This window comes from Chitinibacter sp. GC72 (genome assembly GCF_009760905.1).
In the GTDB taxonomy this organism is placed as follows: domain Bacteria; phylum Pseudomonadota; class Gammaproteobacteria; order Burkholderiales; family Chitinibacteraceae; genus Chitinibacter.
In genome coordinates this window covers 125,851-139,975 of the sequence record NZ_VIRW01000002.1, presented here as the reverse complement: position 1 = coordinate 139,975, position 14,125 = coordinate 125,851, and the positions used below count along the sequence as shown (strand labels likewise).

The following is a 14,125-nucleotide window of genomic DNA, read 5'->3' as shown; positions in this document are numbered from 1 at the left end:
GAATAAAGGCCAATACTGGATTGGCCTTTGGGGTTATACATGGCCGGGTATTTTAGCTAACGTCAACGCCTGAATCGCGCAATCGTGCCGCTAGCTCCATGGCAGTTTTGACCTGCATTTTTTCCAGAATGCGCGCACGGTGCACTTCAACCGTTTTCATCGAGATCGACAAATCATCGGCAATTTGCTTATTGAGGCGGCCGGTGAGAATCAGCTTCATGACTTCTGTTTCGCGCGGCGTCAGGCAGGCCAGGCGCTCGCCGACCGCAGTGCGGTTTTCCCATTCGCTGCGATTCATCTGATCCATCGACAGGCAGCCTTCGACCAGATCGACGATGTCGTTATCCGAAAATGGCTTTTCGATAAAATCGGCAGCGCCTTGCTTGAGTGCGGCCACTGCCATCGGTACATCGCCGTGGCCGGTGAGGAACACTACCGGCGGCGTGTAGGCGCGCTCTTGCAGCTTGCTAAACAATTCCATACCGCCCATGCCGGGCATGCGCACGTCCAGAATCAGGCAGCCAAACGCGTCCGGGTTGTAATTGGCCAGCAGCTCTTCGGCGCTGGCAAACAGCTGTACTGAATGATTGCGGGTGGAAAACAGCCACGACAGAGCGTCGCGGATGGCGTCGTCGTCATCAACAATGGCAATGTGGCGATTAAGGCTCATAGGCTTCGCTCTCTATAGAAAGTGGCAGTGTAAAGTGAAAACAGCTTCCGCCCAAGGGGTTGGCTTCAACCCACAGACGGCCCTGATGGTGTTCGATGATCGAGCGGCAGATATTGAGTCCCATCCCCATCCCGCTGCCCTTGGTGGTATAGAACGGTTTGAAGAGTTGTTCCATCTGTTCGGCGCTAATGCCGGTGCCGCGGTCGGTGATGCTGACGGCCAGCATTTCATCGTCGCGCCGTACTTTAACATCTAATGTGCGTTGCTTGACCGGTGTTTCGGCCATCGCTTCGATGGCATTTTTCATCAGATTGAAAATCACCTGCTCCAGCATGACCGCGTCGGCATAAATCGGCGGCAAGTGGCGGGTGTCGCTGACGCTGAGTTTGACCTGGGCCTTTTTGACTTCGGCGCTGAGCAGCGTTTGCACCGTGTCGAGCAAATCGGCGATTTCGCAGCGCTTGCGATGCGGTGCGCGCCGCTGCACAAATTCGCGAATGCCCCGAATAATCTGGCCCGCACGCTTGGCCTGTGCGGCCATTTTCTCGATGGCCTGATCAAGCTGGGCAATATTGGGGTTGTCCTGTGACAAGACATTGCGACAGCCAGTAGCGTAGCTGGCAATCGCCGCCAGCGGCTGATTGAGTTCGTGCGCCAGGCTGGATGCCATTTCGCCCATGCTGATCAGCCGCGTGGTTTGCTGCAATTGCTCTTTCTGCTGGCGCTCCTGCTCCTGCGCGTTTTTGAGCATGGTGATGTCGGTAGCGATTTCCAGCCAGACTTCGGAGCCATCGACCCAGATGCTGCTGCGGCTTTTCACCTGATACCAATGCTGGTGGTAATCGTCAAACCACTCGCTATCGACTGGCGCGCCTTTGCTGCGGCGAACCAGCGGAATATTGCAATAGCGGCCATGCCGATCCGGGATATTGAACGCGCTGTCAAAATGGCGGTTGGACAACAGCAGCTCGCCGCTTACCGCGTCGGAAACCGAAACGGCAGCGTCCAGACCATTGAGCACGGCCACAAAGCGTTCGTGCGAAGCTTGCAGCGCCTCGCGCTCGCGTTGCAACTCGGTAATATCGTAAATCGCGCTGATCCAGCCGGTATGCACGCCATCGCCGTCGATCAGCTTGGCGGCATACAGGCGCACGTCAAAACGCTCGCCATTGCTGCGCATAAAGCGCATCTGGTAGCCGGTGGTGTCGGCGCGCCCGCTTAGAATGGCGCGATAAATAGCCATGCATTGCTCGATTTCTTCCGGCGGCCAGTAGGGCATGGGGTGGGACGCGCCGAATAATTGCTCCTGGCTATAGCCGACCATTTCGCAAAAAGCGCGATTCACATAAAACAGGCGGCCTTGCAAATCCATCGCGCGGATGCCGGTGACCAGCGAGTTTTCCATTGATTCGCGCAAGGCTTGCTCCTGGCGCAGCTGTGCCTCGGTTTTTTGCCGCTCCTTGATATGCCGTCGCAAGGCCCAGGTGGACGCGAGCATTAGCAAGGAGAGCGCTGCCACCACAATGGTGAGCGCGGTTTGCCAGCTATCGCGCCGCTGGGCGTAAACGTGGGCAGTCAGCGTCAGCTGATTGGGCGGCCACGACAGATCAATGCTGCTATTGAATTTGCTGGCGTCGTGCGCGCGATCGAACTTGCCGGCAATCAGCTTTTCCTTGTCCCACAGGCTGATCTGGTAGCGCTGTGAAATCCACCACGGCACCTGCTGCTGCAGCATGGTACGCAAATTAAGCTGGGCAATCAGCACATGGCGGCCATTGAAATTGAGCCGGATCGGCACGGCAATCGCCAGTGTCGGGCTATCGGGTACGTCCAGAATAATGCGGCTATAGCTACTCGACTCGCCAGCCAGCACGGCGTCGCGGATCGCGATAATGGCTGGGTGATGATAATCGGGCAGACCGTCAGGCTTGATTTCCGGTTGCCGCCAGCGCCGCTGGCCGGTTTCATCCACGTATTCGAGCGAAATGATTTCCGGCGAATCCTGCAGCAGCGACAAGGTTCGCGCGGTAAATTCGGCCGAGGCCAGCCCATCGGTCGCCATGCTGGCGGCCACGGTGCGCAGCTGGTGCGTGAAGTTTTCCACCCGGGTATTGAGCGCCTGCTTTTGCCAGAGCAGATCCTGCGTCAGGCTGTGATTGCGCGCCGATTGCTCGCTGTAGGCGGTGAAAATCAGAAAGACAGCCAGCGCCAGACTGAATAGCGCCGCGGCAAATGATGGCAGCGTCAGTAACCAGCGCGAGGCCAGCGGCTTGCTTCTGAGCGAGGATTGGGTAGATTTTTTCATTGCTTCAAACTGTCAGGGCAAGCATGCGGCTGCGGGGTATCGTTTCGATGTCGCCCGCTCCGTGTTTACCGATCAAAGAGCTGTTTTTACCTCATTGACCAGCGGCAGGCCAGCGGCAAAGTCGCTGATATTCTGCAGTGTGGTATTGGCGATGTTTTTCAGCGCCTCATCGGTCAGATAACCCTGATGCGAGGTAATCAGTACATTCGGAAAAGTGGTCAGGCGAGCCAGCGTATCGTCTTTGAGCACGCTGTCGGACAGGTCTTCAAAAAACACGCCTTCTTCATGCTCGTACACGTCCAGACCCAGGCCACCAATCTGCCCGGATTTGAGCGCTGCAATCGCCGCCTTGGTGTCGATCAGCCCACCCCGGCTGGTGTTGATAATCACCACGCCTTTTTTCATCGTGGCAATCGAGTGTGGGTTGAGCATATGGTGCGTGCTTTCGAGCAAAGGCGTGTGCAGCGAAATAATATCGGCCCGCGCCATGACTTCTTCTTGCGACATAAAGGTGCAATTGACATCGCAGTGCGCAGGTGGAAACGGATCATACACCAGCACGGTGCAACCAAATCCACGCGCAATCCGCGCGGTGGCCAGACCGATTTTGCCGGCACCCAGAATGCCGAATGTTTTGCCGTGCAAATTAAAGCCTTCCAGCCCTTCAAGCAGAAAATTGCCTTCGCGCACGCGATTATAAGCGCGGTGCGTCTTGCGGCTGAGCGTGAGCAAAAGCGCAAACACATGCTCGGCCACGGCTTCGGGCGAGTAAGCCGGAACGCGTGTGACGGCAATACCGAATTCGGCCGCAGCCGCCAGATCAACGCCGTTAAACCCGGCGCAGCGCAGCGCAATCAGCTTGACGCCCAGCTTGGCCAGCCGGCAGATGGTTTTGTGATCCAGCCGGTCATTGACGAATGGGCACACCACGTCAAAATCTTCGGCCAGCGGCGCAGTATGCGCGCCCAGACGTTCTTCAAAAAACACCAGCTCGTGGCCCACCGACTGATTGGCCGCTTCAAGCGTTGTGCGATCAAATCTTTTGCTATCAAACACCGCCACGCGCATGGGTTTACTCCTTGAAGTGGTGAGTCACTGTGGCATCCAGATCATGCCCCTGGTAATGCAGGCCGGAGAGCTTGTCGTCCAGTACCCTACCCAGTGCCTCTGGCGTATCGTCCGGGTAGCGGACAATTGCCAGCGCATTGAGCTCGCCGCTGCCGTTTTCGACCCGGATTTCTGTTGGCTCAGGCGCGCCCAATTGCTGCGTTAGCAGGGTGTAAACGTCTTCTGCGCTGCTATCTACAGGCAGATTGCCGATGACTAATTGCATGCCAGACTCCTTGGGGTGATGATTCTAGATTGCAGCTTGTATTGCCTGATGGGTATGTGGCTGAAGTCATTGATGAAATTGATCTGCAGCCATATACCCATTGTTGTTATGTCCAGTTTTGTGTTGCTCACACGCAGGGTGGCTTACTCCTTGCTGCTCACGCTGTTTTTTCCTGCAACCGGTGGCAGCCGTTTCAGGATCTGGCTTGGGCTGCCGTTGTAGTAATGCGAATAGTGACTGGCGTTGGCGAGTACGGCTTTGACGTAATCGCGTGTTTCGCTAAACGGAATCGTTTCAATATATATCGCCGCTTCCATTTCGCTATCGTCACGCCATTTGGCGGCGTTGCCGGGGCCTGCGTTATAGCCGGCGGTGGCCAGCACCGGATTGCCGCCAAAGCGCTCGTTCCAGTAGGCCAGATAGTAGCTACCCAGCTGCGGGTTGATTTCGGGGTCGCTCATGTCCGCCATCGTAAAATCGCTCATGCCAAGTCGTTTGGCCACCCATTGCGCCGTGGCGGGCATGAGCTGCATCAGGCCGGTGGCGCCCGCACTGGAGCGGATGTCGGCGATAAAGCGGCTTTCCTGCCGGATCAGGCCAAAAACCCAGGCCGGATCAAGCCCGTAGGCTTTGGCGGCGGGCTCGACCGAATCGCGGTAGGGTTGCGGAAAGCGCAAAGTGAAATCCTGCATGGTTTTGGGGCGCATTGCCGAATAAATACTGCGATCGTACATCCGGTTGCGCGAGGCCAGCTCGGCAGCGGCCAGCAATTGCTGATCGCTCAGGCCTTTCATCGCCCAGTTCCACTCGCGCGTGGCCTCAGTGCGCCAGCCTTGTGCGTTCAGTTGCAAGGCGCGTAGCACGCCGGGCAGGCTGTGGATGGCTTTAAGGTCTTCCGTATTGGCTTTGTAAACCGGTGTTGGGGCGCTCAGAATCTGGCCGATTTCTTCACGCGCCAGCAGGCCGTAAAAATCGAGCTGATCGGACAAACCCAGCCATAAGGCATTGGCGGTCGCGCTCTGATTGCGCGCGAGCAAGGCGCGGGCTTTCCAGTAGCGCCAAGTATTGCCTTGCTGCAGATGTGCGGGCAGGGCATTGATGCGCTGTTCAACCATTTTCCAGTCGCTTACGCGTAGCGCGGCGCGAATGGCCCATTCCCGGTCATCGTCGCTGATGTCGTTCAGGTGTGCACGCTCAAGCCAGCGCGATGCTTCGGGCAAGAGGCGGCGTGCCGCCAGCAAGCCCAGCTGCTGCCAGGCAAATTGCTGATCTGCCGGTGCCAGCCAACTGGCCGAGCTGATCAGGCTGGCTGCTTGTTGCGGGTTCTTTCGGCCGATTTTTTCGACCGCATACAGCCATAGTTCGCGGCCAGCGCGGCTATTGGTATTGATTTTGGCTATGGCTTTTTCCGGCGCGTTGTGAACGGCACTGACCGATTTGGCGCCAAGCTCAGGCGGGTTGCCCACGCGGGACGCCAGCTGACGTGCCAGATCGGGCTGGCTATTGCTGCTGTTGGCGCTATTGCTAAATGCCTGCCGGATGCGCCACCAGGCGTCTTCCTCACTCAGCAGACCGTTGGCAAACAAGGTATCAAACAGCATATTGCACGTACCGGGCAGCGCTTTGGCGTTAAACCACAGGTTTTTGTGATTGGGGATGCTTGAGGCATCACCGCGCAGCAAGGCGGCCTGCTGCTTGAAGCAGATCTGTTCGGTATTGGGGCTATCGAGCCGCGGATAAAGCGCCTCGTACTCGGCCCAGCTCTGGCGGCGCGCTAGCTCTTTTAGCCATTCGTTGGTAAAGCGCTCGGCCAGTGGGCTGGGGCTGTAGCGCTGGATAAACTGATTCGCATCGGCTGAATCGGTCTGGTTGATCTGGGTGCTGAGTAAATAAAACCGTGGATACATTTCCAGCGGATCGCCCGTGCTTTGTTCGCTGATCTGGGCCAGAGTTGCCAGATCACGGGCGCGGGCCGCTTCACGGACTTGGTCAAGGTTGATGCGGGCATTGGCGCTGGCTGCCAGCAGGCAGCTCAGGACGAGCAGTACGGATTTTTTCAGCATGGCGTGCAGCGTGTCGGATTTAAAAAGGCCAGGGGCGGCTGTTGCAGGCCAATATTGCCTAAGCGAGCCAGCCCCGGAAGGCTCAAGCATAAACGAGCCAGGCGCTGATGTCTTGCGGCGAAGGCCTGATTTTATTCAGCTCGGCGTAGGTATTTTGCCGCAATTGCTGCATTGCAGCGTTGTTGCCGTGTTGCAGAGCGCCGCTTGTCGTGATGACTCATGGCTATTCCCCGGCAAAAACAAGTAGAATTGCGAACATTCAGAACGTAAACGCGCCCAGTGCGCCCAAAGAGCCATGCTGACTTTTCAGGAAATTCTATTAAAACTCCAGAATTACTGGAGCGACCACGGTTGTGCTTTGCTGCAGCCTTATGATATTGAAGTCGGTGCCGGTACATTCCACACCGCCACTTTCTTGCGCTCGCTCGGCCCAGAGCCTTGGAACGCCGCCTACGTGCAGCCTTGCCGCCGCCCGAAAGATGGCCGCTACGGTGAAAATCCAAACCGCTGCCAACACTACTACCAATACCAAGTGGCGTTGAAACCATCGCCAGACAATATCCAAGAATTATATTTGGGCTCGCTCGAATACCTGGGTATCGACACCAAAGTGCACGACGTGCGCTTTGTCGAAGACGACTGGGAAAGCCCGACTTTGGGCGCGTGGGGCTTGGGTTGGGAAGTGTGGCTCAACGGGATGGAAGTGACGCAATTTACCTACTTCCAGCAAGTCGGCGGACTCGATTGCAAGCCAGTATTGGGCGAAATCACTTATGGCGTGGAGCGTCTGGCGATGTACCTGCAGGGGGTAGATAATATCTACGACATCGTTTGGACTGAATATCCAAATGGCCAGAAAGTGACCTATGGCGATATTTACCACCAGAACGAAGTCGAGCAATCAATCTACAACTTCGAGCAATCGAACGTGCCTTTCCTGTTTGATCAATTCAATCACTTTGAATCTGAAGCGCGTCGCCTGATCGAAGGCGGCTTGGCGCTGCCTGGTTTTGAGATGGTGATGAAGTGTTCGCACATGTTCAACTTGCTCGATGCGCGTGGTGCGATTTCGGTGACTGAACGCGCAGCCTACATTGGCCGTGTGCGCACGCTGGCACGACTGGTGGCGCAGGCGTATTACGACTCGCGCGAGGCGCTGGGTTTCCCGATGTGTTCACCCGCTGAGCTGGTTGTGGCGAAATAATCTTTCATCGCGTCAAGGAGTCTTTCCATGCGATATCTTCCGGGCATTATTCTGTTGGGGCTCTTAGGCGGCTCATTAACGGCGTGCAAAAAGTATGAAGATATCGCCGAAGGCCCTGAGCCCGTGCCATACAAAAAAACCGATTGGCGCAGCTACGGCAAAATGCCCGAGTTTGAAACGCTGGTTGATGTCAATTCGATCAAGCACGACGAAGGCTTTGCCGAGCAGAACTACACCTTTGTCTGGATGGTGCAGCGCTTTAACGAAGACCAGATTGATGGCACTTCCAAAGGCAAATACCGCAATAAATACACGCGGCAGGTGATTGATTGCCCATCGGGCAAAATGGCGGGCGTGTCGGTGTCGATGAATGACGAAAATGACGACGAAGTAGCCCGCTACGATGTGCCGGGTTTTCAGTGGGAATTTGCCAAGCCTGAGCCCGGTACTTTTGGCGAAGACTTTGTGAACCAGATTTGTAAAATGATGGCGGCCAAAGACGCTGCAGAAAACGAGTAAGCACAAAGCCCGACAGGCGCTTTGTTCAACGATTAAGAGGTGGCTGCAGAGCGGCCAAATAGACATGAATCCAACACTACTGATTGAACTCTTTACCGAAGAATTGCCACCCAAAGCGCTGCCCAAGCTGGGCGCGGCGTTTGCCGACGGTATTTTTGCCGAGCTGGTGAAGCTGGGCTTTGCGCCAGCCGGTGCCGAAGCAGTTACCTTCGCGAGCCCGCGTCGTCTGGCAGTAACGATCGCCGACGTGGCCGCGGTGCAGCCCGAGCAGTCGATTGAAAAACGCGGCCCAGCCGTTTCGGCAGGCATGAAAGACGGCAAGCCAAGCCCGGCGTTGCTGGGTTTTGCTCGCTCTTGCGGCCTAGCACCAGAAGCGATCGATAGCCTGGAAACCGTGCACGATGGCAAACAGGACGTGTATGTATTCCGCTCAGTGAAAGCGGGCGAGCCATTGGCTGCGGTATTGAGCGACATTGTGGCGGCAACATTGAAAAAACTGCCTGCGCCAAAAATGATGCGCTGGGCAGACCGTGAAGGTCAGTTTATTCGTCCGGTGCATGGTTTGACGATGTTGCACGGCAGCGATGTGATCGCCGGTCAAGTGCTGCACCTCGAATCTGGCCGCATAACGCGTGGCCATCGTTTCCTGTCCAAGGGCGAAATCAGCCTGAACACAGCCGAAGGCTACGCACGACAGATGCACGATGAAGGCAAAGTGATCGCCAGCTTCGCCGCCCGTCGCGCGCTGATCGGTGAAAAACTCAAAGAAGCCGCTGCCGCGCTGAACGCCACGATTGCCGCTGATGATGCACTATTTGACGAAGTGACCGCGCTGGTTGAATGGCCGGTAGTGCTCAAGGGCGAGTTTGAAGCTGAATTTCTGAACGTGCCGCAGGAATGCCTGATCCTGACGATGCAGCAAAACCAGAAATACTTCCCGCTGCTCGATTCCAATGGCAAGCTGATGAATCAATTCCTGCTGGTATCCAATCTGCAAACGGACGATCCAAGCCACATCATCAACGGTAACGAACGCGTACTGCGTGCACGTCTGTCGGATGCCAAATTCTTCTTCGAGCAAGACAAAAAAGCCAAGCTCGATACCCGCGTTGGCAAATTGGCCAATGTGGTTTACCACAACAAGATTGGCTCGCAGCTGGAGCGCGTAACGCGTCTGGAAAGCATCGCCGGTGAAATCGCCAAGCTGCTCGGTGCCGATGTAAGCAAAGCCACGCGCGCTGCCTATCTGGCCAAAGCTGATTTGTCGACCGATATGGTCGGCGAATTTCCTGAGCTGCAAGGCATTATGGGTCAGTATTACGCCAAGCACGATGGCGAAGATACCGAGGTGGCGTATGCGGTTGAAGCGCACTACAAGCCTAAGTTTGCGGGCGATACCCTGCCTGAGGGTGCAATTGCGCAAGCCGTTTCACTGGCCGACAAGCTAGAAACACTGGTTGGTATTTACGGCATTGGCTTGATTCCAACTGGCGATAAAGACCCGTTCGCGCTGCGTCGCGCCGCGCTGGGTGTATTGCGCATGGCCTTAGTTCAGCCACTGGATCTGAAAGTCTTGCTATCGACAACAGCAGCAAGCTTCCCAGCCGGTTTGATCGCGGAAGGTACGGTGGAAGGCCTGTACGGCTTTATGCTCGACCGCCTGAAAAACCTGCTCGCTGCCGACTATCCGGCAGCTGACATCGACGCTGTGCTGGCGCTTAAGCCAACGCTGATTAACGACCTAACAGTACGTTTGGCAGCGGTTGCCGAATTCAAGGCCCTGCCAGAATCGGCAGCGCTGGCAGCGGCGAACAAGCGCATTCGCAATATCCTGAAAAAAGTCGAAGGCGAAGCGCCGGCGTTGAACGAAGCGCTGCTGCAAGAAGCTGCGGAAAAAGAGCTGTTCGCGGCATTGCAAGCGGTGCAAGGCCCCGTGAATGATGCGCTGGCGGCGAACGACTTTACCAATGCACTGAAGCAGCTGGCGGCTTTGAAAGCACCAGTTGATGCCTTCTTTGATGGTGTAATGGTGATGGCCGACGATCTGGCGGTGCGTGGCAATCGTTTGGCACTGCTCAGCAGCTTGGCCGAGCTGATGAACCGTGTGGCCGAGTTGTCTTTGCTGGCGGATTAAAAATGCAGGGTGCGAAAATCCCGCCGGGATTTGCGCACCGAAAGGTGGTTCAAAGTGGTGTGCGCGGCGCACCCTACACGCCGATATTGGCCGATATTGTTGGGAAAACCGGGGAAAACCGATGCCCGCTGCAAAAAATGATGCGATCAAGCTGTTGATTCTGGATCGGGATGGCGTGATTAATCATGATCGCCCGGACTTTATCAAATCGCCCAATGAATGGCTGCCGATTGCCGGTAGCCTGGAAGCGATCGGTGAATTAACGCGCGCAGGCTGGACCATTGTGGTGGCCACCAATCAAAGCTGCATCGGGCGCGGTATTATCAACGTGGATATGCTTAACCAGATTCACGCCAAAATGCACCGCGCCGTGGTCAACGCCGGTGGGCATATTGATGCAATTTTCTTTTGTCCGCACGCGCCCGATAGCGGCTGCGAATGCCGCAAACCGGCACCGGGGATGGTGCTCGATATTGCGCGGCGCTTTCGCGTGGATGTGGAAGACTGCCTGATGGTGGGCGATTCGCTGCGCGATCTGCAAGCGGTGGTCAGCGCGGGCGGACAGGCGATTCTGGTTCGCACCGGCAATGGCGGCAAAACCGAAGCTGATCCGCAATTGCCCGCCAGTGTACGCATTTTTGACGATCTGGCGGCAGTTTGCGATGCCTTGCTGGCCGAATAATGGCCTGTGTTTTAATCCCTTCTGACTTTCAAAAAGTAGCTCAATGATCTGGTTTCGCTCCGTTTTATATAGCTTGGGTTTGGTGGTGTTAACGCCGGTTTTCGCTCTGCTTGCCTTGCTGATTTTTCCGCTCTCGGCGGTCAATCGCAATAAAGTCATTGCCTGGTGGTCGCGGCTGATGTTTGCCTGGCTCAAAATCACTTGCGGCTTGAGCTTCAAGGTTGAAGGTGCAGAAAACATCCCGCACGGCCCGGCAATGATTATGTGCAAGCACCAGTCGGCGTGGGAAACGATGGCCTTGCAGCTGATCTTCCCGCCGCAAGTGTGGGTGCTGAAGCGTGAATTGCTCAAGATTCCATTTTTCGGCTGGGGTCTGGCCGCCACGTCACCGATTGCCATTGATCGTGGCCAGCGCGCGCAGGCGCAGCGGCAATTGATGGATCAGGGGCGTGATCGGCTGAACAAAGGCTTGTGGATTGTGATCTTCCCCGAAGGCACCCGCATCAAGCCGGGCGAGCGTGGCCAGTACAAGCAGGGCGGCGCACGGCTGGCGAAAGATCTCGACGTGCCGATTGTGCCGGTGGCGATGAACTCGGGCGAATTCTGGCCGAAAAACTCATTCTGCAAATGGCCGGGTGAGATTACCGTGCGGATCGGCAAACCGATTCTGCCCGAAGGCAAAAACTCGCTGGCACTGATCAACGAGGTTGAAGCCTGGATTGAGGGCGAAATGGAACAAATCACCGGCTGCGGCCCCTGCTACCGCAAGGGTGAAGAATAAGGTATTGAAGATGGGCGGCTTGGATAAATTGCCCCTTTCACCCGATGTATAGCCATGCAGCGCATGTTTGAATTGGCCTCTGGCCATATACCCTATGTCATCGAGCGCAGCGCCCGCCGCCGCAGCATCGGTTTGAAAATCGATGCCACGGGCCTGACGATTATCCTGCCACAACGCGCGCCGCTCGCTGAAGCCGAGCGCGTGATTCGCCTGAAACTCAACTGGATTCAAGCCAAGCTGGCCGAGCGCGAAGTGCGCCCACCCGCCCCAGCAGCCAGCCTGCATTGGGGCGCGGCCGTCTGGTGGCTGGGCGAGCAGCGGTCTTTGCAATCGGCCTTGCGCGGCAAGCTCACTGACGAAGCCCTGTTGCTCTGTGCGGCCAGTGAAGCACATATCCCCGAGGCGCTGGCGCGCTTTTACCAGCGCGCTGCGCGCCCGTATTTTGCCGAGCGCGTGGCCATCTGGTCGGAACGGCTGAATTTACACCCCACCCAGCTGGCCCTGTCCTCGGCGCGCACACGCTGGGGTAGCTGCACATCGCAAGGCGTGGTGCGGCTGAACTGGCGCCTGATGCAAGCCCCGCCCAGCGTGATCGACTATGTGGTGATCCACGAGCTGGCGCATCTGGCCGAAATGAATCATTCGGCGCGCTTCTGGGCGATCGTTGCGGCAGCCTGCCCGCAATGGAAAACCGAGCGTGCGTGGTTAAAGCAACACGGCGCCGCTTTGCTTACATGGTGATTTTAGCCAAGTGATTGTTTTATAAAAACAACTGCTAAAAATTGCTTTCGTCATGGTCTTGTAAGTGGCTTTTTCTGACTACATTTTGCTTGTCATTTTCATCCAGCCCTGATAAATTTTGCCGGCGAATAAAAGGCGATTTTTTATTCGTTAAAATCGAAAAAAATCAAATGCTTAAATGCGGATAGATCAGAGAATACTAATCAACGCAGTGAAGCACACCACATTCCAAAGATGGAGAAGATCAATGCATGAACAACGCACTGGGCGTGCTCTGCCCGTACGTATTGCGCTGGCATTAGGCCTGTTTGGCGCTACACAACTGGTTTCTGGTCACGGCACGATGGAAGTGCCGATCAGCCGCGTTTTAAGCTGCTTCAAGGAAGGCCCGGAAAGCCCGAAATCGGCTGCGTGTCAGGCTGCCGTAGCCGCTTCGGGCGGCCCGCAATTCCTGTACGACTGGTCGGGTGTTAACCAGTTGCCAAACGGCGATCACAAAGCATTTGTGAAAGACGGCCAGCTGTGTTCTGCCAGCAAATCGAACTACGCAGGCCTGGATCTGGCGCGTACCGATTGGCCAAGCAGCAATATCGCTCCGGACGCGAACGGCAATTTCGAATTCATCTTTAACGCACCTGCACCGCACCAGACACGTGACTGGGTGTTCTACGTGACCAATGACACTTGGAACCCGACTACACCGTTGAACTGGAGCCATCTGGATCAGTTCTGCAAGCTGGGCAATGTGCCAGTGACGGCAGACAAACGCTACAAAATGAGCTGCCAATTGCCCAAGAAAACCGGCAAGCAGATCATCTACGTAACCTGGCAGCGTTCTGATAGCGCCGAAGCATTCTACTCATGCTCGGACGTAAATTTCTCCGGCGGCGTATCAACATACAAAGAACTGGGTCAACTCCGTGCCCAGCAAAATCTGGCCGAAAAATCAGTGGTTTCTTTCCGCCTGTTTGATTCGGCAGGTAGCGATCTGGAAAACGTACAGCTGACTGCGGGTTTTGACGCACAGACTGGCGCTGATACTACACAAATGGACATCTGGCCCTACTTCCTGGCGCAGAAAGTGAACGCAGCTTCTCGCTATGTGAGCATTGGTGTACTGCAGTCAAATGGCTCGGTTGTACCCGTGCAAAGCGCGCAGGAAAACCGTGTTTACAGCCGCAACGGCGCTGATTTTGTTTACCGCGTCGACATCGCCGCGCCATCAGGCACGACGCCAGCGCCAACAGCAAAACCAACGGCAACGCCAGCACCGACTGTAGCACCGACAGCAACACCTGCTCCAACGGCAGTCCCAACGGCCAGCCCGAAACCAACTGCAACACCGGTTTCAACGGCTAAGCCAACGGCTACGCCAGTGGTGACAGTGAAACCAACGGCTACCCCAGTGGTAACGGTGGCACCAACTGCTGCACCGACGGCCACACCAGCAGGTAGCACTTGCGTGACTGCATGGGAATCAGGCAAGGTTTACGCCAACCCGGGCAATAAAGTGAGCTACAAAGGCCGCAACTTCGAAAACAAATGGTGGACAACCAACGAAGCACCGGACGTGAACAGCCAGTGGGGCGTTTGGAAAGATCTGGGCGTTTGCAAATAAACCGCTCTGATTTTCAGCCCTGTCAAAACCCCACCCAAGCGGTGGGGTTTTTTTATGCGGCTAAAAAATTTGTCA

The 14,125-nt window shown here is 56.1% G+C and carries 12 protein-coding genes; 7 read left to right on the top strand and 5 right to left on the bottom strand.

Going from position 1 to position 14,125, the window contains the following annotated elements; genetic code table 11:
• Nucleotides 1–52 precede the first annotated feature (52 nt).
• From FLS37_RS02300 to FLS37_RS02280, 5 genes are all read right to left on the bottom strand, one after another.
• Nucleotides 53–670 (bottom strand): response regulator transcription factor, encoded by a 618-nt coding sequence (locus tag FLS37_RS02300; RefSeq protein ID WP_157314308.1) that lies wholly within the window; start codon nt 668–670, stop codon nt 53–55.
• A complete protein-coding gene (locus FLS37_RS02295) occupies nt 660–2,975 on the bottom strand; it encodes an ATP-binding protein (protein WP_157314307.1) in 2,316 nt (771 codons plus the stop codon). Before FLS37_RS02295 ends, FLS37_RS02300 begins: the two co-directional genes overlap by 11 nt.
• A 72-nt stretch (nt 2,976–3,047) precedes the next feature.
• Entirely contained in the window at nt 3,048–4,043 is a 996-nt protein-coding gene (locus tag FLS37_RS02290; protein WP_157314306.1) for a 2-hydroxyacid dehydrogenase, read from the bottom strand.
• Between the two features lie 4 nt (nt 4,044–4,047).
• The gene (locus FLS37_RS02285) at nt 4,048–4,308 is read right to left on the bottom strand and encodes a hypothetical protein (RefSeq protein WP_157314305.1); all 261 of its coding nucleotides are present in this window, start codon (nt 4,306–4,308) and stop codon (nt 4,048–4,050) included.
• Between the two features lie 143 nt (nt 4,309–4,451).
• Nucleotides 4,452–6,371, bottom strand: coding sequence for a lytic transglycosylase domain-containing protein (locus FLS37_RS02280; RefSeq protein ID WP_198314457.1), 1,920 nt, complete (start codon nt 6,369–6,371; stop codon nt 4,452–4,454).
• A gap of 295 nt (nt 6,372–6,666) precedes the next feature.
• On the opposite strand from FLS37_RS02280, the gene glyQ reads away from it, so the two are divergent.
• From glyQ to FLS37_RS02245, 7 genes are all read left to right on the top strand, one after another.
• Entirely contained in the window at nt 6,667–7,575 is a 909-nt protein-coding gene (gene glyQ / locus FLS37_RS02275; protein WP_157314303.1) for a glycine--tRNA ligase subunit alpha, read from the top strand.
• 27 nt (nt 7,576–7,602) lie between these two features.
• The gene (locus FLS37_RS02270; RefSeq protein WP_157314302.1) at nt 7,603–8,094 is read left to right on the top strand and encodes a surface-adhesin E family protein; all 492 of its coding nucleotides are present in this window, start codon (nt 7,603–7,605) and stop codon (nt 8,092–8,094) included.
• A gap of 64 nt (nt 8,095–8,158) precedes the next feature.
• Nucleotides 8,159–10,228, top strand: a complete 2,070-nt coding sequence (gene glyS, locus FLS37_RS02265; RefSeq protein WP_157314301.1) for a glycine--tRNA ligase subunit beta — start codon at nt 8,159–8,161, stop codon at nt 10,226–10,228.
• A gap of 145 nt (nt 10,229–10,373) precedes the next feature.
• Nucleotides 10,374–10,910 carry a D-glycero-beta-D-manno-heptose 1,7-bisphosphate 7-phosphatase gene (gmhB, locus tag FLS37_RS02260; protein ID WP_157314503.1) on the top strand — a complete coding sequence of 179 codons (537 nt, stop codon included), beginning with the start codon at nt 10,374–10,376 and terminating at the stop codon, nt 10,908–10,910.
• Between the two features lie 43 nt (nt 10,911–10,953).
• Nucleotides 10,954–11,691 carry a 1-acyl-sn-glycerol-3-phosphate acyltransferase gene (locus tag FLS37_RS02255; protein ID WP_157314300.1) on the top strand — a complete coding sequence of 246 codons (738 nt, stop codon included), beginning with the start codon at nt 10,954–10,956 and terminating at the stop codon, nt 11,689–11,691.
• A 54-nt stretch (nt 11,692–11,745) separates the two neighbouring features.
• Nucleotides 11,746–12,432 carry a M48 family metallopeptidase gene (locus tag FLS37_RS02250; RefSeq protein ID WP_157314299.1) on the top strand — a complete coding sequence of 229 codons (687 nt, stop codon included), beginning with the start codon at nt 11,746–11,748 and terminating at the stop codon, nt 12,430–12,432.
• A 247-nt stretch (nt 12,433–12,679) separates the two neighbouring features.
• Entirely contained in the window at nt 12,680–14,050 is a 1,371-nt protein-coding gene (locus FLS37_RS02245) for a lytic polysaccharide monooxygenase (protein ID WP_198314456.1), read from the top strand.
• Nucleotides 14,051–14,125: the final 75 nt, after the last annotated feature.

Excerpts from the sequence above, each read along its gene's own strand:
- FLS37_RS02295 (WP_157314307.1), bottom strand. The coding sequence starts at position 2,975 with ATGAAAAAATCTACCCAATCCTCGCTCAGAAGCAAGCCGCTGGCCTCG.
- glyS (WP_157314301.1), top strand. The coding sequence starts at position 8,159 with ATGAATCCAACACTACTGATTGAACTCTTTACCGAAGAATTGCCACCC.
- FLS37_RS02255 (WP_157314300.1), top strand. The coding sequence starts at position 10,954 with ATGATCTGGTTTCGCTCCGTTTTATATAGCTTGGGTTTGGTGGTGTTA.
- FLS37_RS02250 (WP_157314299.1), top strand. The coding sequence starts at position 11,746 with ATGCAGCGCATGTTTGAATTGGCCTCTGGCCATATACCCTATGTCATC.
- FLS37_RS02300 (WP_157314308.1), bottom strand. The coding sequence starts at position 670 with ATGAGCCTTAATCGCCACATTGCCATTGTTGATGACGACGACGCCATC.
- FLS37_RS02245 (WP_198314456.1), top strand. The coding sequence starts at position 12,680 with ATGCATGAACAACGCACTGGGCGTGCTCTGCCCGTACGTATTGCGCTG.
- FLS37_RS02290 (WP_157314306.1), bottom strand. The coding sequence starts at position 4,043 with ATGCGCGTGGCGGTGTTTGATAGCAAAAGATTTGATCGCACAACGCTT.
- glyQ (WP_157314303.1), top strand. The coding sequence starts at position 6,667 with ATGCTGACTTTTCAGGAAATTCTATTAAAACTCCAGAATTACTGGAGC.
- FLS37_RS02285 (WP_157314305.1), bottom strand. The coding sequence starts at position 4,308 with ATGCAATTAGTCATCGGCAATCTGCCTGTAGATAGCAGCGCAGAAGAC.
- FLS37_RS02280 (WP_198314457.1), bottom strand. The coding sequence starts at position 6,371 with ATGCTGAAAAAATCCGTACTGCTCGTCCTGAGCTGCCTGCTGGCAGCC.
- FLS37_RS02270 (WP_157314302.1), top strand. The coding sequence starts at position 7,603 with ATGCGATATCTTCCGGGCATTATTCTGTTGGGGCTCTTAGGCGGCTCA.